At 66.2% G+C, this 23,684-nt stretch carries 24 protein-coding genes; 11 read left to right on the top strand and 13 right to left on the bottom strand.

Going from position 1 to position 23,684, the window contains the following annotated elements; all coding sequences use genetic code 11:
• The first annotated feature begins 13 nt into the window (after positions 1-13).
• The gene (locus J2852_RS11255; protein ID WP_209875349.1) at positions 14-799 is read left to right on the top strand and encodes an ABC transporter permease; all 786 of its coding nucleotides are present in this window, start codon (positions 14-16) and stop codon (positions 797-799) included.
• 10 nt (positions 800-809) lie between these two features.
• Here the strand turns inward: J2852_RS11255 and J2852_RS11250 are convergent, their stop codons facing one another.
• A complete protein-coding gene (locus J2852_RS11250; protein ID WP_209875347.1) occupies positions 810-1,139 on the bottom strand; it encodes a ribbon-helix-helix domain-containing protein in 330 nt (109 codons plus the stop codon).
• Positions 1,140-1,461: 322 nt separating this feature from the next.
• Between J2852_RS11250 and J2852_RS11245 the strand changes: the two genes are divergently transcribed.
• From J2852_RS11245 to J2852_RS11230, 4 genes are all read left to right on the top strand, one after another.
• The gene (locus J2852_RS11245) at positions 1,462-1,794 is read left to right on the top strand and encodes a hypothetical protein (protein WP_209875346.1); all 333 of its coding nucleotides are present in this window, start codon (positions 1,462-1,464) and stop codon (positions 1,792-1,794) included.
• Positions 1,795-2,074: 280 nt separating this feature from the next.
• Positions 2,075-2,329 carry a hypothetical protein gene (locus tag J2852_RS11240; protein WP_209875344.1) on the top strand — a complete coding sequence of 85 codons (255 nt, stop codon included), beginning with the start codon at positions 2,075-2,077 and terminating at the stop codon, positions 2,327-2,329.
• Positions 2,330-2,847: 518 nt separating this feature from the next.
• Positions 2,848-3,399, top strand: a complete 552-nt coding sequence (locus tag J2852_RS11235) for a YagK/YfjJ domain-containing protein (protein WP_209875342.1) — start codon at positions 2,848-2,850, stop codon at positions 3,397-3,399.
• A gap of 918 nt (positions 3,400-4,317) precedes the next feature.
• Positions 4,318-5,480 (top strand): IS3 family transposase gene (locus J2852_RS11230; RefSeq protein ID WP_425514370.1). Its coding sequence is split into 2 segments (ribosomal slippage): positions 4,318-4,576 and positions 4,576-5,480, totalling 1,164 coding nucleotides; the frame shifts between segments, so codons are not numbered across the junction.
• Positions 5,481-6,245: 765 nt separating this feature from the next.
• Here J2852_RS11230 and J2852_RS11225 read toward each other — a convergent pair.
• The 12 genes from J2852_RS11225 to J2852_RS11170 form a co-directional block, all read right to left on the bottom strand.
• Positions 6,246-6,860, bottom strand: coding sequence for an IS630 family transposase (locus J2852_RS11225; protein ID WP_209875340.1), 615 nt, complete (start codon positions 6,858-6,860; stop codon positions 6,246-6,248).
• A gap of 204 nt (positions 6,861-7,064) precedes the next feature.
• Entirely contained in the window at positions 7,065-7,298 is a 234-nt protein-coding gene (locus J2852_RS11220; RefSeq protein ID WP_209875338.1) for a helix-turn-helix domain-containing protein, read from the bottom strand.
• 72 nt (positions 7,299-7,370) lie between these two features.
• A complete protein-coding gene (locus J2852_RS11215) occupies positions 7,371-8,435 on the bottom strand; it encodes a hypothetical protein (protein ID WP_209875336.1) in 1,065 nt (354 codons plus the stop codon).
• Positions 8,432-9,868, bottom strand: a complete 1,437-nt coding sequence (locus J2852_RS11210) for a DUF3987 domain-containing protein (protein ID WP_209875335.1) — start codon at positions 9,866-9,868, stop codon at positions 8,432-8,434. The genes J2852_RS11215 and J2852_RS11210 overlap by 4 nt, the downstream gene beginning before the upstream one ends.
• The gene (locus tag J2852_RS11205) at positions 9,868-10,071 is read right to left on the bottom strand and encodes a helix-turn-helix domain-containing protein (protein ID WP_209875334.1); all 204 of its coding nucleotides are present in this window, start codon (positions 10,069-10,071) and stop codon (positions 9,868-9,870) included. The genes J2852_RS11210 and J2852_RS11205 overlap by 1 nt, the downstream gene beginning before the upstream one ends.
• A gap of 313 nt (positions 10,072-10,384) precedes the next feature.
• Positions 10,385-11,523 (bottom strand): IS3 family transposase gene (locus tag J2852_RS11200; protein ID WP_209875333.1). Its coding sequence is split into 2 segments (ribosomal slippage): positions 10,385-11,268 and positions 11,268-11,523, totalling 1,140 coding nucleotides; the frame shifts between segments, so codons are not numbered across the junction.
• 110 nt (positions 11,524-11,633) lie between these two features.
• On the bottom strand, positions 11,634-12,386 hold the full coding sequence (locus J2852_RS11195; protein WP_209875332.1) for a hypothetical protein: 753 nt from the start codon (positions 12,384-12,386) through the stop codon (positions 11,634-11,636).
• 102 nt (positions 12,387-12,488) lie between these two features.
• The gene (locus J2852_RS11190; protein ID WP_209875331.1) at positions 12,489-13,094 is read right to left on the bottom strand and encodes a helix-turn-helix transcriptional regulator; all 606 of its coding nucleotides are present in this window, start codon (positions 13,092-13,094) and stop codon (positions 12,489-12,491) included.
• Positions 13,095-13,216: 122 nt separating this feature from the next.
• A complete protein-coding gene (locus tag J2852_RS11185; RefSeq protein ID WP_209875330.1) occupies positions 13,217-13,810 on the bottom strand; it encodes a hypothetical protein in 594 nt (197 codons plus the stop codon).
• Positions 13,797-14,726 carry a hypothetical protein gene (locus J2852_RS11180; RefSeq protein ID WP_209875329.1) on the bottom strand — a complete coding sequence of 310 codons (930 nt, stop codon included), beginning with the start codon at positions 14,724-14,726 and terminating at the stop codon, positions 13,797-13,799. Before J2852_RS11180 ends, J2852_RS11185 begins: the two co-directional genes overlap by 14 nt.
• The gene (locus tag J2852_RS11175) at positions 14,723-15,967 is read right to left on the bottom strand and encodes an MBL fold metallo-hydrolase (RefSeq protein ID WP_209875328.1); all 1,245 of its coding nucleotides are present in this window, start codon (positions 15,965-15,967) and stop codon (positions 14,723-14,725) included. The genes J2852_RS11180 and J2852_RS11175 overlap by 4 nt, the downstream gene beginning before the upstream one ends.
• 653 nt (positions 15,968-16,620) lie before the next feature.
• The gene (locus J2852_RS11170) at positions 16,621-17,709 is read right to left on the bottom strand and encodes an HNH endonuclease (RefSeq protein ID WP_209875327.1); all 1,089 of its coding nucleotides are present in this window, start codon (positions 17,707-17,709) and stop codon (positions 16,621-16,623) included.
• Between the two features lie 833 nt (positions 17,710-18,542).
• Here J2852_RS11170 and J2852_RS32330 point away from each other — a divergent pair.
• From J2852_RS32330 to J2852_RS11140, 6 genes are all read left to right on the top strand, one after another.
• Complete coding sequence (locus tag J2852_RS32330) at positions 18,543-18,869, top strand: YkgJ family cysteine cluster protein (RefSeq protein ID WP_209875326.1); 327 nt, start codon at positions 18,543-18,545, stop codon at positions 18,867-18,869.
• The gene (locus tag J2852_RS11160; protein ID WP_209875325.1) at positions 18,850-19,251 is read left to right on the top strand and encodes a hypothetical protein; all 402 of its coding nucleotides are present in this window, start codon (positions 18,850-18,852) and stop codon (positions 19,249-19,251) included. The genes J2852_RS32330 and J2852_RS11160 overlap by 20 nt, the downstream gene beginning before the upstream one ends.
• A 1-nt stretch (position 19,252) precedes the next feature.
• Positions 19,253-20,335 (top strand): hypothetical protein, encoded by a 1,083-nt coding sequence (locus J2852_RS11155; RefSeq protein WP_209875324.1) that lies wholly within the window; start codon positions 19,253-19,255, stop codon positions 20,333-20,335.
• Between the two features lie 15 nt (positions 20,336-20,350).
• On the top strand, positions 20,351-21,838 hold the full coding sequence (locus J2852_RS11150) for a hypothetical protein (protein WP_209875322.1): 1,488 nt from the start codon (positions 20,351-20,353) through the stop codon (positions 21,836-21,838).
• Between the two features lie 165 nt (positions 21,839-22,003).
• Positions 22,004-22,483, top strand: a complete 480-nt coding sequence (locus J2852_RS11145) for a hypothetical protein (protein ID WP_209875320.1) — start codon at positions 22,004-22,006, stop codon at positions 22,481-22,483.
• 410 nt (positions 22,484-22,893) lie between these two features.
• Complete coding sequence (locus J2852_RS11140) at positions 22,894-23,295, top strand: Ros/MucR family transcriptional regulator (protein WP_209875318.1); 402 nt, start codon at positions 22,894-22,896, stop codon at positions 23,293-23,295.
• Positions 23,296-23,684: the final 389 nt, after the last annotated feature.

Genomic DNA, 23,684 nt, shown 5'->3' with positions numbered 1-23,684 from the left:
CGGGGCGCGGGCGATGAGCGCCGCCGTCCTGCTGGCGCTGGCCGCCGTGGCCGTCGCGGCGCCGCTCATCGTGCCTCACGACCCGGCCGCGGTCGATCTGGCGCGCGCCTGGGCACCACCGTCGCCGGCGCACTGGCTGGGCTGCGACGCCCTCGGGCGCGACGTGGTCAGCCGGCTCCTGCTCGGCGCGCGGGCTTCGCTGCTCGTGGCGGCGGCGGCGGCGGTGCTCGCCACGCTGCTCGGCGTGGCGCTGGGGATCGTTGGCAGCCTCGCCGGCCGCTGGGCGGAGGCCGTGGTCGGCCACGCCGTCGACGTGGCCTTGGCCTTCCCAAAGCTGGTGCTCGCCCTGGTGCTGGTCGCCCTGCTCGGGCCGGGCGTGCCGGCCACGGCGGCGGCCATCGGCCTGGCCAGCTGGCCCGACGTGGCGCGCTTGACGCGGGCGCTGGTCGCTGCGGCGCACCGCGAGCCGTACGTCCGCGCCGCCGCCGCCTGCGGGGCCGGGCGCCGCTATGTGCTGTGGCGGCACGTTCTGCCGCACATCCGCGCGGCGCTGCTGGCCCGGGCGGGGGCGCTGGCGGCGCAGGCGGTGCTGGCCGAGGCCGCGCTCGGCTTCCTCGGCCTTGGCGTTCAGGACCCGCTGCCGAGCTGGGGCGGGATGATCCGCGACGGCTTGCCGGTGATCGCCGCCCGGCCGGCGATGGCGCTGGCGGCGAGCCTCGCCGTCTTCACGACGGCGCTGGCCGTCAATCTGCTGGTCGATGGCGTGCGCGACGCCGCCGACCCGCAGCGCATGCGCTGACCGCGGGAACTCAGCCGGCGCTGGCCATCGCGTCGTCGAGCGCCGACGGCCGGAGATCGCCGCGCCCGTGGCCGGCGCGGCGGTGCCCGTCGTCGGTGGCGGCGGTCTGGAAATAGGCGGTGGTGAAGACCCGCAAGGCCGCTGCCGCCCAGCGCGACGGCGTCATGCCGACGCGCGTCCAGGGCCGGATGCCGGCCGCGCGCTCCAGCACGGCGGCGCACAGGTCGTCGACCGGCAGCGCTTCGCGCTGAGCGATGTCCTCAAGGAACCGCCAAAACGCCGCCTCCAGGCGAACGGCGGTCGAACGGTCGTGGTGGTGGATGAGGCGGCGAACCAGCATGCGGGCGTGAACCGGGAGCGGTGGTGCGCCGCGGAGAGCACCACAATCGCGGACCGAAATCAAGGCCGCCGGTTACGCCCGTATGGTGCAGGTTGGTGGGCGTCGGCCAACCGCAGGTCATCCCGGATCAGGCATATATCACCATCAGGAGCAAAGTGTCGGGCGGCGCGCCAAGCCCCCTTGCGTGGGCTCGCGCGCCGCCGTCTCGCCGGGCCGCCCCTTTGCCTCCGTCCACCGACCCCAAGGACCGCCGCGCCGGCGCGGTGCCCTCCGCCCTGCTGCGGGACCCGCTCGACGCGCGCCAACGATTCCGGAGCCGATCATGACCGATGCCTCATTCCCTTCGACGCCTTCCGACCACTCCCGTCCGCGATCCGCCGGCACTGGTCCGACGGTCTGGCTGGTCAGCGGCGTGCTCACCGTCACCGACACCAGCCTGCCCACCGCGCTGCACAAGCTCGCCGATCACGCTCAGCTCTGCGCCGCCGGTTTCGCCACCGCCAACATCGCCGGCGTCATCCTGCACGGCCGCCTCAAGCTGGCTTGGAGCATCGCCGTCCCGGCGGATGAGCAGCTGCCGGGGCTGGTCGACAGCCCCGATCCCGAGGCCAACTACCGCCTGTTGACCATCACCGTCACGCCGAGCGACGCCTGACCGCCAGTGCGCCCGTGGCACGCGCCGGAGACGCCGCCCGTGCCACGACGAACATCGCAATCATTCGCAGCCGTCGGCGACGGGTCGTCGACCGCGGCGCTGGCGACCGAGCATGGTCGTGTCAGGGGAAAGACCTTGTCACCGTCCGCTAGGCGCCCTGCGTCCTCCGCGGCGTCCTCGCTTGGCACGTGGCCGTCGCCGAGCCTGAACACGCCTGGAGAGGCCCGGCCGTCGCGGCAGGCCAAGCGTAACACCGCGTTGCAACAAGGAGACGAAAAGCATGCCTGAGAGCAATGGGGATCAGAAGCGGCGTTCGACGTACGGCGTCGATCCGAAGACGGTCGCGGCCGTCGCCGGCTTCGGGGCTGTGTATGGCGCGATCAAGGCCGCGCTGCTTGGCAAGACCGCCGTCGACATTCTTGGAGCGGCGGCGATCGCCGGCTGGGCCGGTGTCATCGTCGGAGCCGTCGCGACCGTGCACCGAAAGGAGGCTTCCCACGACGGGCCGGTCGCCGAGGCCGCACAATCGGGATGATCGGTGGCCAGGGCCGGCGCCAGCCGGCCCTGCCTTGGACCGCTGAAGGTTTCTCAGCAAGGTGAACGATTGGCCCGCCGGAGTGGCCGACAGTGATGCGCTGGAAACAGCGTCTGTCCGTCACCGTGCGCAATCACCGAAAGGCACTGTAGGCGAGAGGGCGACGTGCAACAGATTCGTCCGACAATCTCAAAGGCCCGCGCACCGCGGCCTGCGTTGATCCGCACCCACACGGCAACTCCGCACGCTGCACGGAGCCAATGTCGCGCCATTTTCCTTTTTTGAGTTAACTCTCGGATTCGACATTCCTCGTAAAAACAGAACTTTTCTGTTTTTCGCCCCCGCGGTGTCGGGGTTTTGTTCTCTAATATTAGCTCGGTTATTGGTAATAAATAACTTTCTATATCATAGTATTGTACGAGAGTTAACCGCAACCAAGACACCAAGAGGAATACATGTTTAGTCAGCGTTCTCACAGGCAGGACATCATGGACTGCATTAACGCCCGAGTGGAGCACATGATTGACAATCACAGCAAGGTCCTGGCGATCCGCTGCGATGTCCGGTATCCCCAGGGTTATCCGCACGACGGCACCAACGGCGATGTGTCGAAACTCATGAAGCTCGTGAAGGAATCGCACACGGAGCGGAAGGTGGGCATGCACTATGTCTGGGTCCGGGAGCAAGCAACCAGCGAGGTTCCTCATTATCACGCGCTTCTGCTTGTTAATGGGGATCGTGTTCGAAGCCCCTACGGAATTCTGAAGAAGATGGAAGACGTCTGGGGGCGCGTGATCGGCAGCGATCCATCCGGGCTGGTCGATCACTGCAACCACGCACACGATGGGAAACCGGGGATCGGGCACGTGCCGTTGAAGCGGCCCTCCTCCAAGGCGCAGGGCGAAGAGCGCACCCGCCAAGAGGAGCGGTTCAACGCGGCCCGTGCCGAACTCGACGATCGCGCCTCCTATCTCATCAAGACGCACACCAAGGGCGGGGCCCCGAAACGGGTGCGGGAATTTGGAGCGTCGCAACTGAAACCAAAGCGTGGGGAGGCTCCCCAGGACTAATACCAAGTCTCACCGATCCCAACCCATGCCCCGGATCGGGTGTCCGGTCGTGGCGGCTCACGCCAGGCCACATAGGTTCTGATCACTGGGACTTGGTATAAGCGCTCTGTTACAGCGCCGTTGACGCTTTATGGTACTCGGTCACCGGCGCCGATGCGCCGGGGCCGGACCTCAGCCCGCGTCGTGCCGGTTACGGTGGTCCTGCCCGATGTCTGATCTTTTTCAAAGACCACATACTGCATCGTTGCGACGGTGGGCCGCCTCTTCCGGACACCGGAGATTTCCGTTCACGCGACCTCCAAGGGGAGCGTGATCGTCCGTCGTGCTTGGGCGCCATGGATAGGCCGCCGTTTTCCACGCCCTCACTATCAGCCTTCTCGTGGTGAGCGCACGCTCGGCGACTGTGTCGGTTTTTGTCCCTTTTTGTCGGAATTTTCTGACCTTGCTTTCATGCCGGGGAGCAAAGGATTCGACCTTCTGGCGCAACGTTCTTCAGCTGGCTGCTGAAGCAAGGGGAACTGGAAGGAGGCGGCTATGGGCACCGCGCCAAGCATCCAAAATGATCTGTCGCCGGGCGACTTGAGGGGCTGGCGCGGCTCGGACAGGATGTGAAAACGGCCGAGTGGGTGTACGCGATTGCCGCCGCCCTGAAGGGAGACAGCCGGGCGCCAACGCCGGGCTGATGGACTGGGTCGTCGCTCGCTTCACCGCCACACTGCCGATGGAGGTGCGCGCTGTCCTCGTCCGAGATTGTGCCGGCTGACATGCCTCCAGGGCGCGGCACGTTTCGGACAGCCTCACACTTTTGCCCTTCAACGCGGAACTCGAGCGCGTCTCGCTCGATCTGCGCGAACGCTTGACCTGCTCCCCTGAAACTCCTCCGCGCTGAGTTAGAGTCCGTCGAGCAAGGAGACGGACCTGAAGAAGAGCCGGTTCAGCGAGGAACAGATCATCGGGATCCTGCGCGAGCAGGAGGCCGGTAGGCCGACGGCGGAGGTCTGCCGCAAGCACGGGGTCAGCGAGGCGACGTTCTTCCGGTGGAAGGCGAAGTACGGCGGCCTGGAGGTGTCGGAGGCCAAGCGGCTGAAGACGCTGGAGGACGAGAACGCCCGCCTGAAGCGTCTGCTGGCCGAAGCGATGCTCGATAACGCGGTGCTCAAGGACTTGGCCGCAAAAAAATGGTGACGCCCGCGGCTCGACGAGCGGCTGTGGCCCATGCGCAGGCGGCGCATGGGATCAGCCCGCGGCGGGCGTGCGCCCTTCTTGGCGTGGACCGATCGTCGGTCCGCTACCGCTCCCGGCGTATGGACGACGCGCCGTTCCGAGTTCGCCTGCGGGAGTTGGCGGCCGAGCGGCGCCGGTTTGGCTATCGGCGTCTGGGGCTTCTGCTGACGCGCGAAGGGGTGAAGGTGAACACCAAGAAGCTACTACGGATCTACCGCGAGGAGGGGCTGCGGGTGCGCCGGCGCGGTGGCCGCAAGCGTGCCCTGGGCACACGTGCCCCCGTCGCCGTGCCGCAAGGACCGAACCAGCGCTGGTCGCTGGACTTCGTCAGCGACGCCCTGAGCGACGGCCGTCGCTTCCGCATCCTGGCGGTGGTGGACGACTTCACGCGCGAATGCCTGTGCTTGGTGGCGGATACCTCGCTGTCGGGCCGGCGCGTCGTGCGGGAACTGGATGCCATCGCCGCGCGCCGCGGCTGGCCGGCGGTGTGCGTGTCGGACAACGGCACCGAGTTCACCAGCATGGCCATTCTCGCCTGGGCGCAGGAGCGCCGGGTGGAGTGGCATTACATCGCGCCCGGCAAGCCGTTCCAGAACGCCTTCGCGGAGTCGTTCAACGGGCGCCTGCGCGACGAATGCCTCAACGAGACTCTGTTCACCTCGCTCACCCATGCCCGTGCCGTCCTGGAGGCGTGGCGGAGCGACGACAACCACGTCCGACCGCACTCCGGCCTCGGCGGCGCCACGCCGATCGAAGTCGCCACGCGGACGTCGCCGCAACCGGGGCCGGGGCATGCCCCGGCCCCGGTTGCCATCAACGCCCGTTCAGGGCATCACATGAGGGGACTCGCACTCTGAGTGGAGGAAACTTGGGGAGCAGGTCACGCTTCTTGTCGCTGCGGCTCCTCAATGACACCGACGCCGTCGTCCAAGCCTGCATGCATGCCTGGCACACCGTCGCCACGGAACCGGCGGTGTCCGCTCCCTGTGCGCCTATCCCTGGATCATAAAGGCCAGTTCATAGCCTCGCCGGTATCGTCGCCCTCATCGCTGCTTCCGGTGGGATTTCGCCGTTGGGTGTTCGGCGGCTTTGGGACAAGAGGCGGAGATGTGGTGGGAGAGGGCCGGTGTTGCATGTGCGAAATCGCCCGACACGGGCGTGAGAGCCTGGCGACCCGGTGCTCTCACGTCAATCAATGGCTGTTACGGCGCCAAAAGCTGCGATCGGGAATATCATCTGGGCAACTGCCAATTGTCGCTTGAGGAGCCTCGATCCGCTCGGCCAAAGGACCCAACGGGCCATAACCCTGCGATCTACAGGTGCAGGTGGTTGGAACTGGAGCGGCGTGTGCGTGACATCACCAAATCGAAAGGTGTGGGCAGGTCAACGGTGCGGGATTCTGCGGTGTCTCGGTAATTGCCCGCAACTCGCTGGGTATGTCGATAACCCGGCATGAAACAGGGCGGGCTGCCGTGGCCACCCGCCCGCTTCAGGCTGTGCAGCCCAAGCATACGAAGGGATGGGGAGGGGAGGTTTTGGTCCCGGCATTGGAACAGCGTTGATAAGCGCCCTGCCAACACATCTGATACGGACGGCGGGTGGAGGGTTCCATCGATGGGATGTCATGCGCGTTGCTGCCACCAATGGAACCAAGTGATGGCCTTGAGGCGGCCGGGGGCATTGGCGAGCGCGCAGCAACGGTCGGCGAGGGCCTGATCGACCGCCGAGAGATCCTCGAAGAGGGTGTTGGCGACCGCCTCGTTGGACAGCGGCCAGAGATGCTCGGCTGGGTGCAACTCGGGTGAGTAGTGGGGCAGGAACTCCAGGGTGGTGCCCGCCGGGATCTCCACCTCGCCGGCGCCATGCCAGCCCGCCCCATCGAGCACCAGCAGGATGCGCTTGTCCGCTCCCGCTCCGACGTCGCGGGCAAACGCGGTGAGGATTTTGCTGAACAGCGCGGTGCCGACGCCGTCGGCTAGGAACCACACCACCGCTCCGGTGCTCGGGCGCACGAAGCCGTAAATGGACATCCATTCGAAGCGGTGATGCCCATGGACGATGGGGCCGCAGTCGCGCGGCGCCCAAACCCGGCGCAGCACCGGCTTGAGGCCGACGCGATGCTCGTTCATCGCCCACACCGCCAACGGTGTGCCGGGGGCCTCCTGCTGGAGCGCCTGCACGCGGCGGCGGAAGCGTGCCTTGTAGACCTTCCTGTGCCAGCGGATCGGCTTCGGCATGGCGCGGCACTTGGCGCGTGAAGCCGAGGCGGCGCAGGTATTCGGTGCCACGCCGCGACGAGATCAGGCGCCGAGCATGCCGGCGATCCACTGCGCCATCGAGCGCCCAGTCCAGAAGCCGTAGTCGGGCGGCGGCGCCTCCAGGCTATCCCCTAGGCGGCGCTGCTGGCCTGCGTCGAGCGGCGGTCTGGCGCCGGGGTGGAATTAGCGCTGGTCACCCAGCCCCGCAACCCCGGCCTCGTTATAGCGCCCCACCAGAACGCTGATCCAGCGCGGCGTATAGCCCGTCACCTCGGCCACGAACTGCGCCGAACGCCCGCTGCTCAGCAACCAGATGATCTGAAGGTGCGTCCGCTCCGTCGCGTCTTTCGCTTCCTTGTACAGCCGATGCGATTCATCGGCCTCAAGGTGATGAACCAGGTGAACCTTGCGGCCCATCCTCAGACAAGTGGGCCGCCAGCACCTCAAAGGAAGCCTTCACCCGCCGTCCGTATGCGAAAGCAGCGCGATTCATGCCGCGGAAAAAACGGCGGGGTTTACAATAAACCAGGGTGACGCTCTCTTCCCCGGATAAGAATAGGGTGGAAACGGGCACTCTTTCAGATGGCCATGCGCAATCAAGACGGTCAATGCATCAGCCACTCCCTTGTTCAACGTGAATGTACCATCGACGGCACGCAAGGCATCCCGGCGGCGAAACTCAGTCACCCCGCACGATCGCAACCACGCCACCAATTTGATGGCGCACCTCACCGTTCGCTCGGGAAACGCAGAGCTGCACGCGGAGACGCCCGACGCATCAAGGAGCGGTATCAGCGGGCGCCACGCTCGGCAATCGCCGGTCGTGGCGCTGAAAGCGGTGGTGTCCAAGCGTTGGCGCTTCGAAACTGCGGATAGTGCAATTGTGACCAATTCGCATTTGTTCGCCGAACCGATGTGGTGACGGCACGGAATGCCCGGTACAGGCCGGGGAACATCCAGTGCAGAGCCAATGCCTTGCGCCGACAGCGAGCAGAACTCATCCCACGGCATGGAGATCGCGCGGCGTCCATCCGGCTGTGTGCAGTTGTCAGCGACAACGCATGGCCTATGTTTGATGCACACATCGCCGAATCCCAAATCACGTGCCCAAACCTTAAAGCTTTCCGCAAAAGCTTTGTGGAACTCTGCCAGGTGCTGGAAATTTTCTTCGAGCGAAAAGAATGCATGAGGAAATCCGATTTCCACATCCTGTTCTCCAATATACGTTGCCCTTAGAAATGAGGTCTCGGGAACGTTGAGGCGACGGCGGAGCACTGTGTTTAGCATTTCGGAAACGCGGGCTGTTAACACCGGAAGCCGATCGGGGTAGCGGGAAACCCGGAAGGAAAAGTTTCCTGGACCCCAGCGTTGAGGCGTTCCATCCACCTCAAACCGATAGAGCGGGACGGCATCGAACAGCCTGGCACCTTGCTCAACGGCCCACTGCCGCGCCTTGGGCGTATCGGGTATCAGCCCGTTGCCCCAGTTGACGTTGCGGTAAAAATAGAGGTATCGCGGCGCCCCTCGGAGGATTCTCGTTTGGTGTGGCGTCATCGCTGAGTCCCTGCGTTATAGTTATAGGCTAGGCGAAAGCGCGGTGCGCGGGGCCGGCCTCTGCGCCAGCGCTCCTGCTGATGCGCGTAGATCATGAGATCCTCGTGGATCACTTGGAGCCGAAGAAGCAGGTCGACCGCTGCCTGAATCTGCTGCCTCGAATGCCTGGACAGGCAACTTTGGACGTCCTGCACGGAAAAGCCCGCTGTGGCGTACGTGGATGCCCACCTTACGATCTCATCGGCAACCTCCTGGACCTCCCCGTGCTCCGCATGCCAGAAAAAGTTCCGGGTTTGAGCCGCAAAGAAGTGTGCCATGCAGATCGCTTGGCCCATGACGTCGGTGTCGATGCGAGCGCGGCGTGGATCATCGTGCGCAATGCAATGCAACAAACCCGCCAGCCGCAGGACTTTTCCCGGAAGCTTCGCTCCCCACCCCGTGTCGAAGTTCAACGATCGGCAAGGCAGGAGTTCCAGTTCCGCCCAACGCGCAAAGCCCGCGAACAGGGCCTCTGCATTGTCGGTCAGTTCCAACGCGTGGCGGGCCATGCCCGTTGGCAGCGCCGGGATGTCGAGCAGGCGCCTGATCAGAGCGTTATAGAAGTCCAGAGAATGCTGAGGAATAGGGGGAAGTCCAACGCGTCGTGTTCCCATGAGGGACGGAATGCGGACAACGAGGAGCCGCGCCAGCAGCCCGCAGCTGCGAACACGATGATTGCGTGCAAAGCGCAAGGCAGCTTCGGGTTGAGCTGAGATGCAGAGCGAAAAGGCTGGCGCCGGAATCTCCAACAGTGGTTTGTTGACTCGGTCAACCACGATCGGTTCGTGATCATAGCCGTTGCAGAAGAGCGACATGTGAGCGCCTGAGCGTGCGAGCATGTCGAGCAGGCCGGGCTCAGGTTCGTGGCAGGACAGGCGCCCTTCAGTTTCGGCCAGCGCGCGCTTTAACGCAGCAGCGGTTGTATCCTGGAAATAGAGACGAATGGCCGGCCGGCTCTTGCCGTCGTGGCTCCACTGACCGTCCTGCGCGCGCCTTTGCTCCAACCAATTGTGAAGGGGTTGCTTTGCGAGTTTTACAACGGCAGACTTGCGTCCTCCCGGTTCTTCAACGACGACGATGTAGAGGGACAGCGGCTCACGGTGGCCGCAATTCCGGATGATTTCGAATTTGCCATTGACTGCTGTGTTCACCGCGCCGATGGCGTTCAGCATCGTCATGTCTTCAGACACCTGAAGGGTGTGCGCCGCGTATTGCAAAAAAACTTTGAACGATGATGCCGGAAGTGCATCGATCAACTTGGGCCCGGCAAGCGCAAGGCGCCGGTCTTCCAATGGATAGGGAGACACGCTGGGCACGCTTACGGGCAATCCGGCGGTTTTGGCGACACCGAGACGGTCAACGTCGGCCGGCACCACAAATGGCATGCGGTTCATTAGCGCTCTCCTCCGGCCTGGAGCTTGGCCAGAAAGGCCGCAACATCGGTGGCCAGAAACAGGGTGCGCCGGCCGCACTTGGTGGCCTTGAGTTCTCCGGACTTCACGAGTTCATAGATGCTGGTGCGGCCGAGCGACAGGAGGGACGTGGTCTCCGTGACGCTGTAGGCGGCCTTCATAAGGTTGTAGGTGTGGGGGTGCATGGTTTTATAGCCCGTCATCAGGTTGCGGATGACGGGCTAGTGTTCACATGAATGCGCTCGGCGGTATGGGAATATGTCGCCCAAAATCGTTTTCCGTGGAGCGTTACTCCTCGTAGGACAGAATTTTTGACGGGATGTCCAGCCTTGGGATGCCTCCCCCGCGTTTTTGGTCAGCCGGTCGCAGAGGTCGGACGTGTCGAACACGCATTCGTCGCATCAGAGCCGCCCACTGTGCGGTCAGCCTTGGATGTCTGAGGTGGTCCCCGTTTCCCGGACAGTTTAGCGGCTGGGATAAGCTTGGTTCAGGTCTCCATCACGCCGCCAATTCGATGCCGTCCAGGATGCCCATGTAGGTCTCGTCCGGCGTCCTGCCGCCGAGCGCCGAATGCGGCCTCTGGGAGTTGTAGTAGGTGATCCATCGGCCGAGCCCGGCCCGTGCCTCGCTGCCGGTCTCGAAGGCCTGAAGGTAGACGCATTCGTACTTCATCGACCGCCACAGCCGCTCAATGAACACGTTGTCCATCCATCGCCCGCGCCCGTCCATGGAAACCCGGACGCCAGCCTCGGTCAAGAGGCCGGTGAAGCGCGGGCTGGTGAACTGGCTCCCCTGATCGGTGTTGAAGATCTCCGGCCGGCCATAGCGCGCCAGCGCCTCCTCCAGCGCGGCGATGCAGAACTCCACGTCCATGGTGTTCGACAGCCGCCACGCCAGCACCTTGCGCGTTGCCCAGTCCATCACCGCAACCACGTAGAGGAAGCCGCGCCGCATCGGGATGTAAGTGATGTCGGCGCACCAGACCTGGTTGGGGCGGTCGATCACCAGGTTGCGCAGCAGGTACGGCCAGATCTTTTGCTCCGGGTGGGGCACCGTCGTCCGTGGCCGCTGGTAGACCGCCGCCAAGCCCATCTTCGCCATCAGCCGCCGGACCCGTTTGCGGCCGACCTCGTAGCCCTGTCGGCGCAGATGGTGGGCCATCTGCCGCGAGCCGTACCACGGCGTCTCCAGAAACTGCTCGTCGATCAGGCGCATCAGCGCCAGGTTCAACGGCCCCTCGCCACGGATTGGCCCGTAGTACGCGGAGCGGCTGATCGACACCAGTTCGCACTGCCGGACGATCGAGAGCCGAGGGTGCTCGGGCTCGATCATCTGCCGCCTCCGATCGACATTCATCGACCGGAGGCCTTGCGCAAAAAATCCCGCTCCACGACGAGCTGGCCGATCTTGGCGTGCAGCTTCTCGACCTCGGTGGCGTGCGATGCCTCGGCCACCTCCGCCTTGTCCGAGAACACCGCCGCCATGCCCTCCACGGCTTGCCGCTTCCAGGCGTTGATCAGCGTCTGGTGCACCCCGTGCTTGGCCACCAGCTGCGACACGGTCAGATCGCCCCGGATCGCCTCCAACGCCACCTTCGCTTTGAACTCCGCTGAATACCGCTTTCGATTCCCCGTCATCGGGTCCGTCCTTTCCGTCGGGCGAACCAAGCTTATCCAACTGTCCGGGAAACGGGGACCACCTCAGGGCGAACCAAGCTTATCCAACTGTCCGGGAAACGGGGACCACCTCAGTCCTCAGAGCGGGCGAGCTTGACCCATTCTTGAATGGCGGATTTTGAAAGTTTATGCACCTTAACCCCATCAGCGAGCAGGCCGCGCTGACCAAGGTGTCGCTCCGCAATGCGCGCGGCAGCATGGATGAAGCTGTAAGGTCCTTCCGAGTGCACGCGAACATCGGCAATGGCGTTGTAGATGTGCAGTAGGTCGGCAACGAGTGTCGAGAAAAAGGGATCGCCTGGCCGGCCCGTTTTTTTTGTAAACTTTTCTGAAAGCGAGTCGGCGGCTCCTTGCAAAATATCGAGGCTGCGCGCAAAATCCTCTAGACTAAAGGCTTTATCGTAGGTAAACAACGCTTCCTTTTCTATAAAGGCGAATGCGGTTGCAAGGAGATCTGCGTTTTCCACCGATTGCACTGCATCTTCGGCTTCTTCTATGGATTCAAACTCTTCGGCCAAGGAACCTAAATGCCGGGCTGAGAAATTCTCTCCTGTTAGTTTTTCTAGCTCATTGCTAAAGCTTGAAACGGCGTCCCGAATGGCCGCAAAAGTGTTCTTTAGTTCCTTGTGTGTTCTAGCTTTGACATGGCCGTCAATGGCCTGCAGATAAACGTTAATGACATACTCAATGGCCTCTTCTTCAAATTCGAGTAGTGGTCTGCCGATAGCGTCAAACAAAATGACGCGATCTTCATCGTTGAGCTTAGCGTATAGAAACAGGTTTGTTTCCGGGTAGAGTTTCTGAATAGTTTGGGGTTTAAGCATTGAGGTGTCCTTGTTGCTCGGTTCGGCAGCCTTCGCCGGCTGCAAGCATAATACAGGGTGTGGACGTTGCAAATGAACCCTCGTCGTAAGCTTGGAATTCCATCACCCCGTTCGTGCATCGAGTCGCAGGCTTCCGGCCCGCTCGACGCGGTCCCAAAAATCGCTGGGTTTCACCACCGTGACGGAGCGCCCCCAGGTGTACAGGTGCCACGCCATCTCCAGCGCGCCTCCGGCGCGAAAGCGCACGGTGACGCCGCCGTCCGGCTCGTCGTCCAGTCTCTGGCTCGGAGGGAACAGGAACTGGCGCGCTTCGGCGGCGACCGCCGGCGCGAACCGCCAATCCACGTCGAAAGGCTCCTCCTGAAAGACACCGCAGCTGCGCGCGGCCCAATCGTTGTGCGCAAAGTCGTCCCGCCGGAACGGCTGTCCGGTGTCTTCCACCTCCAAAATGTTGGCCAGGCGAAAACTGCGGTAGGCAAAGACGCCCGGGTTGAGACTGAAGGTGAGATAGGGGCGGCGACCGTAGAGGAAGCCGTACGGACACACCCGGTGCCAAGCCTCGCCCGTGTGGCTCCGGTCGCGGAGGCGCACGCGCCGGCAGGCGATCGTCACGGTGCGCAGCGCGCTGACGATGTCCGGGGCGACGGCTTGAACGTCGCCGGCCACACGGCGTGTCGCCGGCGCGTCCTGCTCCTCGACCGCGACCACGACGCTCGCCCGGTGGTGGCCCAAGCCTTCCGTCACCGGCGTCGGTGCGCGCGTTTCCGAGTTGGAGTGGAGGACGCGCGTGTTGCGTGACCCCGCTGGTGCGCCGGATCGCGCTAGCGGGGTCACAACGCGCTGGCGGCCAGCGCCGTGGTTGGCGCTGGCACGAGGAGGCGCAGGTGGAAGGCCGCCACGCCGCCAAGCCACGCCTCCACCTCAGCCGCCAGAGCGTCAGCGGCTTGGGCGATCGCGTCGCGTGCGGGATCAAAAGCCACATCCCACTCTGGATCGCCAACGCGGGCGCGTCCCCAGGGGGAGGGCAGCGCGAGCGACACCGGTACCCACACGGGCGGGGCGGAGAGGGTGGCCATGGCGTCCAACGCGCGACGCGCGAAGGCGGTGACGGAGGCGGCACCGCACACGGGATTGGCCGGCGGCACGGCCGGGCGGAGCACCGTCACCTCCACGCTCGTCAGCCGCACCGGCGCCAGCGCGGCGGCGAGCACGCCGCGCCAGTCGTCGAGGGCCGCCTCCAAGGGCGGGCAGGTCAGCGTCACCAGCGAGTGGCGCAACGACCAGCCCTCCTCCCCTTGGTCCCACCGGGCGCGCACCCGCGGGGTGCCGAGTGCCGCCCAATGGGCGGCGAACACCCCGCTGGGGGACACCAGCGGTCGCCCCGGCCCGGTGTCCGGTTCGGCGTCTCCGTCACGCCGGGGCATCGGCGGGCGCCTTGGCGAACGTCTCCCCCTTGGTGCTCCACAGCCCCAGGCCGAGACGGTGAATCTCGATCTGATCCGCGAACGGCAGCTTGCCGATCGCCTTCAGGTCCAGCAGCTTGCTGTGCGGGTTGTAGTCGACGAGCGCCTGAACGATCTTGGTCTTTTTCGGATCGCGCGACACCGGCAGCGTGGCCAGCTTGCTGAGCGCGTTCGGCGACGCGCCGGTGATGAGGCCAAGCTTCAGCTTCAACCGCAGCAGATACTCCGCGTCGTCGGCGATCGCGTCGATGTTGCGGACGAGAGCGTCATGGTAGCGCTTGACCTGTACGGCGATGTCATCAACCCCGCCAGCCAGCGAGAACTTCACCTCCATCAGCGCCAGAGCGACTTCCGTGTCGTTGTGCCGCCGGGACCGCGGCCAGCACACGCCGAGGACGTCCAGCCGATCCTGGCCTGCCTCGAGCGTGTACTGGCGATCAACCGCAAAGTACTCGGTGTTGAGGCTCGGTTCGTTGTTGTTGGCCCGGATCAGAAACTGTTCGTACTCAATCTCAAGGCCTTTGGCGCTCGCGTCGCCGCCACCGCTCTTCGCGTGCACGGCGATGGTCTGCTTGATGAACGGCAGCTGGGTCGCGACGTAGTCGGACGCCTGCGCCGCCGACGTCAGCACAGGAGGGCCGTCCTTCCAGAACGCCTTGGGGCTCCAGAACGCTTGGTCGGCGGTGATCGCGTAGCCACCGCCGTTCGGCTTGATCGACGCCAGGCATTGGCCTTTGCAGTAAATCGTCACGCACCCGTCCCGGACCTCCAAAATGAGGTCGCGATCGGCGCGAACCACGTCCAGCAGCGGCCGGAGCGTTCCCGTCAGCAGATCGGCATCGAACTGAGGGCTGATGCGGCGTTGCTTGCCATTCATAGGGACCACCATTCACCGTCGTTGTGACGCGCGACTTTGGAAAAGAACTCGGCGTAGCGAGCGGTTTCGAAGGAATGGATCGGGACAACGCGCTTGGCCGTCAGCGCCGCGGCGAGGCGCTGCAAATCGGCCACCGCCGCGTGTCCGGAGGTGTGCAGGTGATCGAACGGCAGGCTCAGGCGGTTGCACCACGCGACAAGCCCCGCCGCCGCCGGCTCGTTCAGGTAGCCGCCCCACTGCGACCACACCAGGCGAGCGCCCGCCAAGCCGTTCGCCTCCTCCCAATCTCTCGCCATGGAGGCGCGGAACAGGACCATCGCGTTGGGCGCCAACCCCGCCAGGTCTTCGGGGAACACCCGGCGGCGCGCGTGGCGCTCCAGAAGGTCGAACAACCGCTGCCGCTTGATCGCGCGCCGCTGCCACGCCGGCACGAAGAGGCGCACACCATCCCAGTGCGACTGCGGGATGTTGGGGTTGCCCGTCGCCGCCAGGATGGCGGCCGCGTACAGGTCGATCACCAAAAGGCGCCCGGTGCGTCGCGCCGCGCGGAACACGGTGACGACCCGGTCAATGTTTTGCGCCGAGGCGCCGACAAGCACGGGGCCGCTGGTGGCCTGCGCGAGGGCGGCGAGCGCCGTCTCCAGGTCCGCTTCGGTGGGAACGCGATCCTCCGCGGGCCGCCGGCCGATGCTCGACCCCTCGAGCAACAGGGCGTCGACGCCGCGCGGCGCCCGCGCCAGCAGCCGTTCGAACAGCGCGGCCTTGCGGCCATGGGCCCGCAGGTCGCCACTGTAGAACAGCCGCCGGCCGCCGGCTTCGACCAGCAGCGCGTAAGCGTCGTAGGCGGAGTGGTCCACCAGGTAGGGCGTGACGCGAAACGGGCCGATCTCCAGCGGCACGCCGTCGCGGAGGTGGCGGGCGGCCCGCAAGACCACACCGCCCGGTACAAACGGCGCGGCGGCGGCGATGATGCGCTCGGCCGCGGCCCCCAGGACCAGCGGGGTCGATGCGGGCAGCCGCCGCGCCAGCCCGTAATGGTCTTGGTGCGGGTGCGACACCACCACGCCGAGGAGGCTGGCGTCGGCGTCGCGGCAGCCGGCAACCGGCGGCAGCAGGTCCGGTAGGGCGGCGTCCGCGTCGAGCGGCAGCCCAAGGTCGAGAACCAGCCGCGCGCCCTGGTGCTCCAGCTCGATGCACAACCCGCCGATTTGCTTGGTGCCGCGGTGGATGCACACCTTCATCGCGCCACCGTCCGCGTCACCGCCGCCGTCCTCGGCGCCACCGCCGAAACGCAGCCGCTTGTGACGCGCCGCGTGCGCGGGCCCACGCCGCTGGATGGAGCGTGTGTCGGCCCCACCGTATGTTCCAGACCGTGTCGGCCCATCACCCCTCTCATCGCGCACACTCGCCCAGCCGAGCCAAACCCAGAGTAGCACACTGCGGGGGCTGAGGAGACGGCCAGGGAGTCCGCGTTGTGGCCGGAGGGCGCTGCGGACACGTGGGCCGCGATGCGCCCCGGCGACGACGCGCCGCCGACCCGCAATTGGGGGGCCACGGGCTTACGATGGGGGCGCGGGCGGTCACGCACGGCGCCCCCGTGGCGACCAGCGCCTCCGCCAGCTCCAGGGCATCGTCGGGCCAGCACTCCCGCGGCCTTGGCTGGCGCGCGCCCGTCTCGCGTTGGGCGCGGCACGTTAGGATGGCGTGCGTCCAGCGGGCCGGCACGGCGTCGCGCCCACACGCCGCTCCGGGCCGCTCGGCGTGACCGTTGCCCAGCGCCCGGCCAACCCCGCGGTCGCGTGGCCGGTGGGGGGCATGAGAGGCATACCCTCACCACCCTGGCGCCGGCCGGAGCGACGCCTGGCGCCTCAGGTGTGTGGGGTGGGGCGCCGCATCATGAATCGGGGTCCTGCCACGGCCACACCGCCGAGCCGTAATGCTCGTTGCGATGGCAATTCGGGCACAGAGCGACCGCGTTTTCGACGGTGTCGTCGCCGCCGGCGGCGAGGGGCACCTTGTGATGAACCTCCAGGTACGGCGTCCCGTCGCTGCGGCGCGCGAAGGGCGCGGCGTGTCCGCAGCCCTCGCACGTCCCAGCCGCGCGCTCCAGCACCTCCGCCACAACGTCGGGGTTTCGGATAAACGCCTTGGTCACCACGGTGACCGTGACCGGCGCGCGTGGCGCCGATGCCAGGCGCTGGCGCCGTTCGGCGGTGGAGGAGCGTTGGGCCCGGCGGACCTCGCGCTCGTGCGCGTCCCGCAACGCGCGCGCGTCAAGCGCCACGTCGGTTTCGGCCGGCGAGCGGAGGACAAGCTCAAACCATTTGGAGCCATCCTCCTCGGTGTGGACGCCTGCGTTTTTGAACAAGCCCGCCAGTCGAAACGGCCCTTCCGCCTGGTGGCGAACAAAGGCGTACACGGGCACATGGGGATGGTTGATGATGGCGGCGTTCTCGGAGTAGCTCTCCTTGAAGACGTTGTTTCGGCTCTTCAGGAAATACTTGAGGCGCTGGCCGTCTTCGAGCCACTGGTTGCCATACTTGCCGCCCGACAGCGTGGCCTTCACAAACACAGCCTTGTGGTGGTCCTTGGGACCGATCGGCAAGATGCCGCCGCTGCGGTTGTCATACTTTTCGGCGAAGATGACGAGCTCGCTCGATCCGTACGTGCCGCCAACGACGAAATCATCCAGGCGTGTGCGGTCGGTCTGCCACGCGCCGAACTGCGCGAGCAGATCAGCCCGGATGTCTTCGAAGGTCGACAGGCCCGCCGCCTTCAAGCCCGTGTAGACGGCGGTCTCGGGAGCGCCGCGGAAACGATCCATGTAGTGCAGCAAGTCGCCAACCCGTCGGAACTGGCGCAACCACCGCGCGGAATTGCGCACGGTGCTTTTCACATCCTCAGGCACCTCTGAGTGTACCAAGGCCGGGGCGAACACCCGGCGGTCAATGTACCCGCGTACCGCGTCGATCACGTCCGGCATGAGGTCCAATCCTGGCAGCGCCGCGAGCTCCCTTCCACCCGCGTCAGAAATGAGGTATATCTATTTTGGCATACACGCATTCGGAGGGCGAGGACAACATCCCCCGAAAGCAGGTTGAGTCGCAGACGAAGTCGTGCCGTTGCCGTTTGCCAGACAGCCCAGTTGCCCGGCCGCTCAAGGGGCCCGTGACCGCCGACGGTCGGCGCTTCCACGCTCGCGCAGGCCGAGAAGCCGAACAACGAAGGCGATTGATCACGCCACGACGCTGCCGAGGAACGCCGAGGAACGCCGATCTGCGCCGGGCATGGTCTGTTTGCGTCTTGTTGAGCGCGTGGCCATTGGATCGCGCACAAGATGCTTCGGTGACGGAAGTGGCGAGAAAATTGACTTCGTGCACGAAGTATCTGCAACCTTACGGTTGCGCGATGGCGAGAAAATCGATGATATATCCCCCAGCGCCACCCCCACCATGAGCTTAAGCGTGAATCGCGCCGGCCCGTTGAAGCCATCGCAGGAATCAACCGCCCTCCCACCGGAGGGGGCCGGGGGCAGGCTCACGCTCCTGTGGCAATCTCAGGCCGCCGCCCCGCCAAAGCGACGGGCGGCATCGGTGGGAGAGGGCGACGGGCCGGTCGAACCTGAATTTTTTTATGAAGCCGCAGCGAAGGCATTGTCGCAGCGCACGACGCACCTTGGTGCGCGTGGCCGCCACCGGTTGGGTGGAGAGGTGCGGGCATCGCTTCAGGTCGCGGCACGCGTCCGCCCGGATGCGCTCGTGGACATCGATCGGCGGCCGCACGCCAGGGCGCTGTTTGGAGTGACCGGCCCCGTGGATGACGTCAGCCGCGATGCCCCCGTTCGCCTGTGACCGCTGTGGCGCCTGCTGCCGAAGTCTGGCGCTCCATGCGCTGTACCAGCCGCTGGATCGGGGCGACGGCGTTTGCCGCCACTTCGACGACGCGTCCGGGTTGTGCGCGGTCTACGCCGAGCGTCCACTGCAGTGTCGGATCGACGCCGCGTACGACGCGGGCCTGGTCGGTGGGCTAACACGGTCGGAATACCACGCGGCCACCCGCGCCGCCTGCGATGCCTTGAGGGCACGCACCGCACCATCACCGCAGCAAGAAGGGGAAACCGGACGTGTTCCTGGCGCAACTTGAAGAACGGCAGAAATCAGCGTTCCTTGTCCTGGCCGACACCATCATCCAGGCCGACGGTGCCGTCGCCCATCAAGAAGCGGCCATGCTTGCCGCCATGAAGGCGGAAATGGGGCTTCCCGCCGCCGTGCAGCCGGACGGGCGGTCCATCACGGACGCGGCGTCGGTGTTTGACACCCGCGCCACCAAGGTTGCCGCCGTGCTGGAACTGATCGGTCTCAGCTTGGTCGATGGCCATGTCCACGACCGCGAAGCATCGGCCCTGGAAACGATCGTGGCCGCCTTCGGCCTTCCGCCGACCGAGTTTGAGGTCCTGCGCAACTGGGTGGTTCGCCAATTTGCTCTGATGCGCGAAGCGGCCGCCCTGATGGCAGTGGAGGCCTGAGATGCCCCTTCCCGCAATCCTGATCGGCGGAGCCGTGGTCGCTGGCCTGTGGGGCGGCAAGAAGATGCTCGACGCCAGCAGCGCCAACAGCGAAGCGCAATCCCTCGGCGAAGAAGCCGCCGACCTGTTTGATCGCGCCAAAGGCGAGCTCGAGGGCGCGCGTGAGGCCGCCAACAGCGCGTTGGAAGACCTTGGTCGGCTGAAGATCGATGTCTGGCAAACCGACATCAAAGACTTTGTGCGGCTGATGGAACGGATCAAAGACGTGGAACTCACGGGCAATGTCCACATCGACGACCTCGCCAAGACGCTGGTCCGCCCGGACCAGTTGGGGGCCCTGAAGGAAACCTCCTTGCGCCTTGCCGAACTCGGCGGCGCGGCCGTGGGCTCCATCGCCTCCGGCGCGCTGGCCGGTGTGGCGGCGTACGGCGGGGTTGGCGCGCTCGCCACGTCCTCGACCGGCGTGGCGATCGGCTCTCTTTCCGGGGCGGCGGCCACCAACGCGACCCTCGCTTGGCTGGGCGGGGGAAGCCTTGCCGCGGGCGGCGCCGGCGTGGCGGGCGGCATGGCGGTTCTCGGCGGGGTGATCGCCGGTCCCGCGCTCCTGGTCGGTGGCTGGGCGATGTCGGCCAAGGCGGACGCGAACCTCGCGAAGGCCCGGGCCAACCTCGCCGAGGCGCGGCAGGCCGCCGAGGACATGGCGCTGGCAACGACCGCCGTCCGGGGAATCACGCGCGTCTCTGGGCAATTCGAGGCGGCCATTCTCCAGTTCCAGCGGACGTTCCGGATGACCCTTGGTGCCCTCCAGGTCGTCATCGCGGCGGCGCCGGTCCATCGGCCTCCTCTGCTGGTGCGCCTGCTCGACGCCCTCCGCGGGAAACGGCGAGGGCCAAGCACGTCCTACAAAGACTACACGCCGCAGCAACAGCAGATCGTGTGGCTTGCCTACGAGTGCGCCAGCGTGATGAAGCGGCTGCTCGAAACGCCGCTGCTGCGCGAAGACGGCGCCATCGACGCGCGTTGCACCGACGTGCTGTCGCTGCCGCGCGCGGTCGAAAGCAAAGCGCGCCGGATCACGGCCTAAACGCAGGAGCGGACCATGTTCGGCTGGCTTTCGAAGAAGAAGCGCGGCGCCGTCGCGGACGGCGTTGCCCAGGGCACCACGCAGTTCGCCGCCCACGCCGGCGCCAACGCCGCGCGAGCCGCCGACATGGTCGATCCGGGGTGGGCGGCCGTGAAGCGGATGCTGGAGAGCGAGGCCGGCAAGCTCAACAGCGCCGATCCCCGATGGGCACAGGTTCATCGCGCCCAAGCGTGCGGCAATGTCTTTGAGACACTCAATGACCTGAAGGACAACATCGGCCGCGCCGAGGCGGGCAAGCCGGGCACCTGGCAAAACACGCGCCTCCAAGGGGCCAACACCGCGCCACAGGACTCCGTCCTCGTGGTCGACGGCAAAGTCATTCTCGCCCGCCAGGACAAGTTGCTGTCCGGCCCCACCGTGCAGAACCTCAAGTCTTTGGCCAACGAAAAGTACGCCGGCATGGACCTGGCCGTTCCCGACGGTGAGGTGTCGGCGTGGAAGGAGGCAATGCTAAAGCTGGCTGAGCGGAGCTCGGACCCGGAGGCCAAAGCGCGCTACCTGGACGCCGCCAAGCGTCTGCGCGCCGGTGTGAGCCGGGACGATGTCACGCAGACGGTGAGCGACGGGAAGCGCTATCACCTCGAGCTTCAGCTGAAAGCTTATGGCAAGGAGGTCGTGGTGACGGCCGGGTCGGCGGCCCTCGGCGCCGCCGTCATCGGCGGCACGGTCTCGGTGATTCGCCACTCGGTGCAGCTGGCCCGGGGACAAACCGATGCGTCCACCGCCGCCAAGGCCATCGCGGCGGAGACCGGCTCCGCCACCGCCCGGGCGGCCGGCCAGGCGGCGCTGGCCGTCACGATCCGGACCGCCGCCGAAAAAGCCGGGGTGCAGGCGCTGCGGACCGGCGCTCCGGCCGCGGTGGCCGCCACGGCGGTGGTCGAGGTCGGCCGATCCATTTATCACCTTGTCAAAGGCAACATGACGCCCGACGAGGCTGCGGAGGCTCTGGGGCAAACCGGCTGCACGACGCTGGCCAGCTTTTACGCGGGTGGAGCAGCCGCGGCGGCCTTCGGACAAGCCGGCGCGGTCACCATCACCGTCGCCGGCGTCAGCGCGCCGATCAGCGTGCCCGTCATCCTGGCGGCCACCGCCGCGAGCATCGTGACCGCCGCCGTGTACCAATCGTGCATCGCGATCTTCAAGACGGCCCGTCTGGACAAGGCGGAAGCGGAACGGGTGATGGCCCTGGCCGAGGCGGCAGCGGCCGAGCTTCGTCGGCAACGGATGGACCTGGAAGCGCGGATCGACAGCGTTCTGGCGGAACGGGACCGCGCTCTGGCGGGGATTTTTCATGTCCTGGACTACGGCATCGACCGCGGTGACCCGTCCGCGGTCATGGCTGGGCTGGGTGACTTTGCGGGGTTCCTTGGCACCCGCCTTCGGTTCGCCACGCTTGATGCGTTCACCCACGCGATGGCAGCCAATGAGCCACTGGTGCTCTGACGCGGCCCAGCACCCCGGTGCGGCCGGCCGCGGTGCGAATCGTCCCTTCGGTGTTCTATGGGGGCCGACCGCGCCGAGCGCCATGGCACGCCGCCGGCGACCAGCGGCCAACGCTCCCGCGGTCAGGCGCTTGCGCCGACACTTGGCACAATAAGGGGGCATGCGGTGGGATCGCCCGCGCGCTGGAGCCTTGGCGCTGCTCAGCGGGTGCTTGCCGTCCACCACAGCGGCACACGCGTTCGAACGTTCGGCGCGGGCCGGCCAGGGACCGTGCACCGCCACGGCCGCCGCGCCCCCTTCGGGGGCTCTCCCCCTGCGCAGAGCGCAGGGGATACCGTCAGCGAAGCGCCTGCGGGTCTTCTGGGGAAAACGGACATTGGCATCATCAGCGTCGCGACGCCCGCCATCCACGGGGCGTGCGAGGCGGAATCAGCCCGCGCTCTGCTCGCGTTGCAGACGACCAAGGCGTTGCTGATGATGGAACCCGTCACGGTCTATGACGTGTCGCCCGGCCCGCAGGGAAGCCGGTTTAAGGCCCGGGTCATGAACGGGGCGGGTGTTGATGTCGGAGCGACGCTCGCTCGCAGTGGCTATGCACAATCGGACGACGACGCTCTGGATGTGACCAATCCATGGTGCCGCTGAACCGTGTCGGGGCGGCGGCCAAGGGGGCCACGGTCCTCGCGGACATCACGCATGGACCGAGTCGAACCGACTGTCGCGCAGCGGGCAAACCGTTGCAAAGCCGCTTGACGTCAACGGTTCCTCGCGGCCCGTTTCCGCCGCAGTTTGGCCTTGCGGCTTGCCTTCCGCTTTTCGGCCCGTGAGTCTCGAGCGGTTCGCATCGACATCGTCCATCCTCCGATTCTCGCCGCGCGGGGCGGCGTGGCCTCCACGTGAGATGGGCGCCGGGCCAAGTGCAGACAGACGTCCAGAAGGGCAATGAAAGGGCGCGGACGGCCTCCGTGCACCCCTTACGATCCGTTCTCCCGTCGGTTGCCAAGCTCAGGCAACGTGGATCGTTCTTGCGCACACCATTGGCCGGGGACCTTTCCATGTCGCAGCCCTCCACCAGCATCGCCGACCTGACCGCCGCCGTTGTCGCGGCCTCCGTCGGCAACCACACCGTTGCCGTCGGCGCCATGCCCGCCCTCATCGCCGCGGTCCGCGATGCCGTGGCGGGGCTTGGGCAACCGGCGGTTCCGTCCGCGCCGGCGGTGAAGCCGACACCGGCCGTCCCGATCCGCAAGTCCGTCACCCCCGACCACATCGTCTGCCTGGAGGACGGGAAGACGCTGACGATGCTCAAGCGCTCTCTGCGCTCGACCCACAACCTGTCGCCGGACGAGCACCGCGCCCGCTGGGGCCTGCCGCCGGAGTACCCAATGGTGGCGCCGAACGATGCGGCGGCCCGCTCGGACATGGCGAAGTCCCTCGGCCTGGGGCGGAAGCGCTGAACGGCCGGCTTGGCGGTCGACAATACGCCTATCCCGGCACCTGCCCGTGCCCCTTCAACACGATGCGGAACGGGCGGCGGTGCGGCGGCACCAGCGCCTACAGCCGGCCGGGCGGGCGGGCGCCCCTGTGCTTTCCCAAGGACGTGCCGCCGGGCAGGGTGGAGAGCTATCGGCGCCGCCACGGCGTGGCGAAGCCAAACTGAGCCGCGCGCCGCGATCGTTGCGGACCCGCGAGGACCGGAACCTTCGCTCCCTCTCCGGCCGCGCGGAGGTTCGTGCTTGCGTCCACGGCACCGGCTCCGTATAAGCCGGCCTCCGTTCCGGATTAGCTCAGTCGGTAGAGCAGCGGACTGTTAATCCGCGTGTCGCTGGTTCGAGTCCAGCATCCG

Source organism: Azospirillum soli (assembly GCF_017876165.1).
GTDB lineage: Bacteria > Pseudomonadota > Alphaproteobacteria > Azospirillales > Azospirillaceae > Azospirillum > Azospirillum soli.
This window is presented reverse-complemented; position numbering and strand designations above follow the sequence as displayed.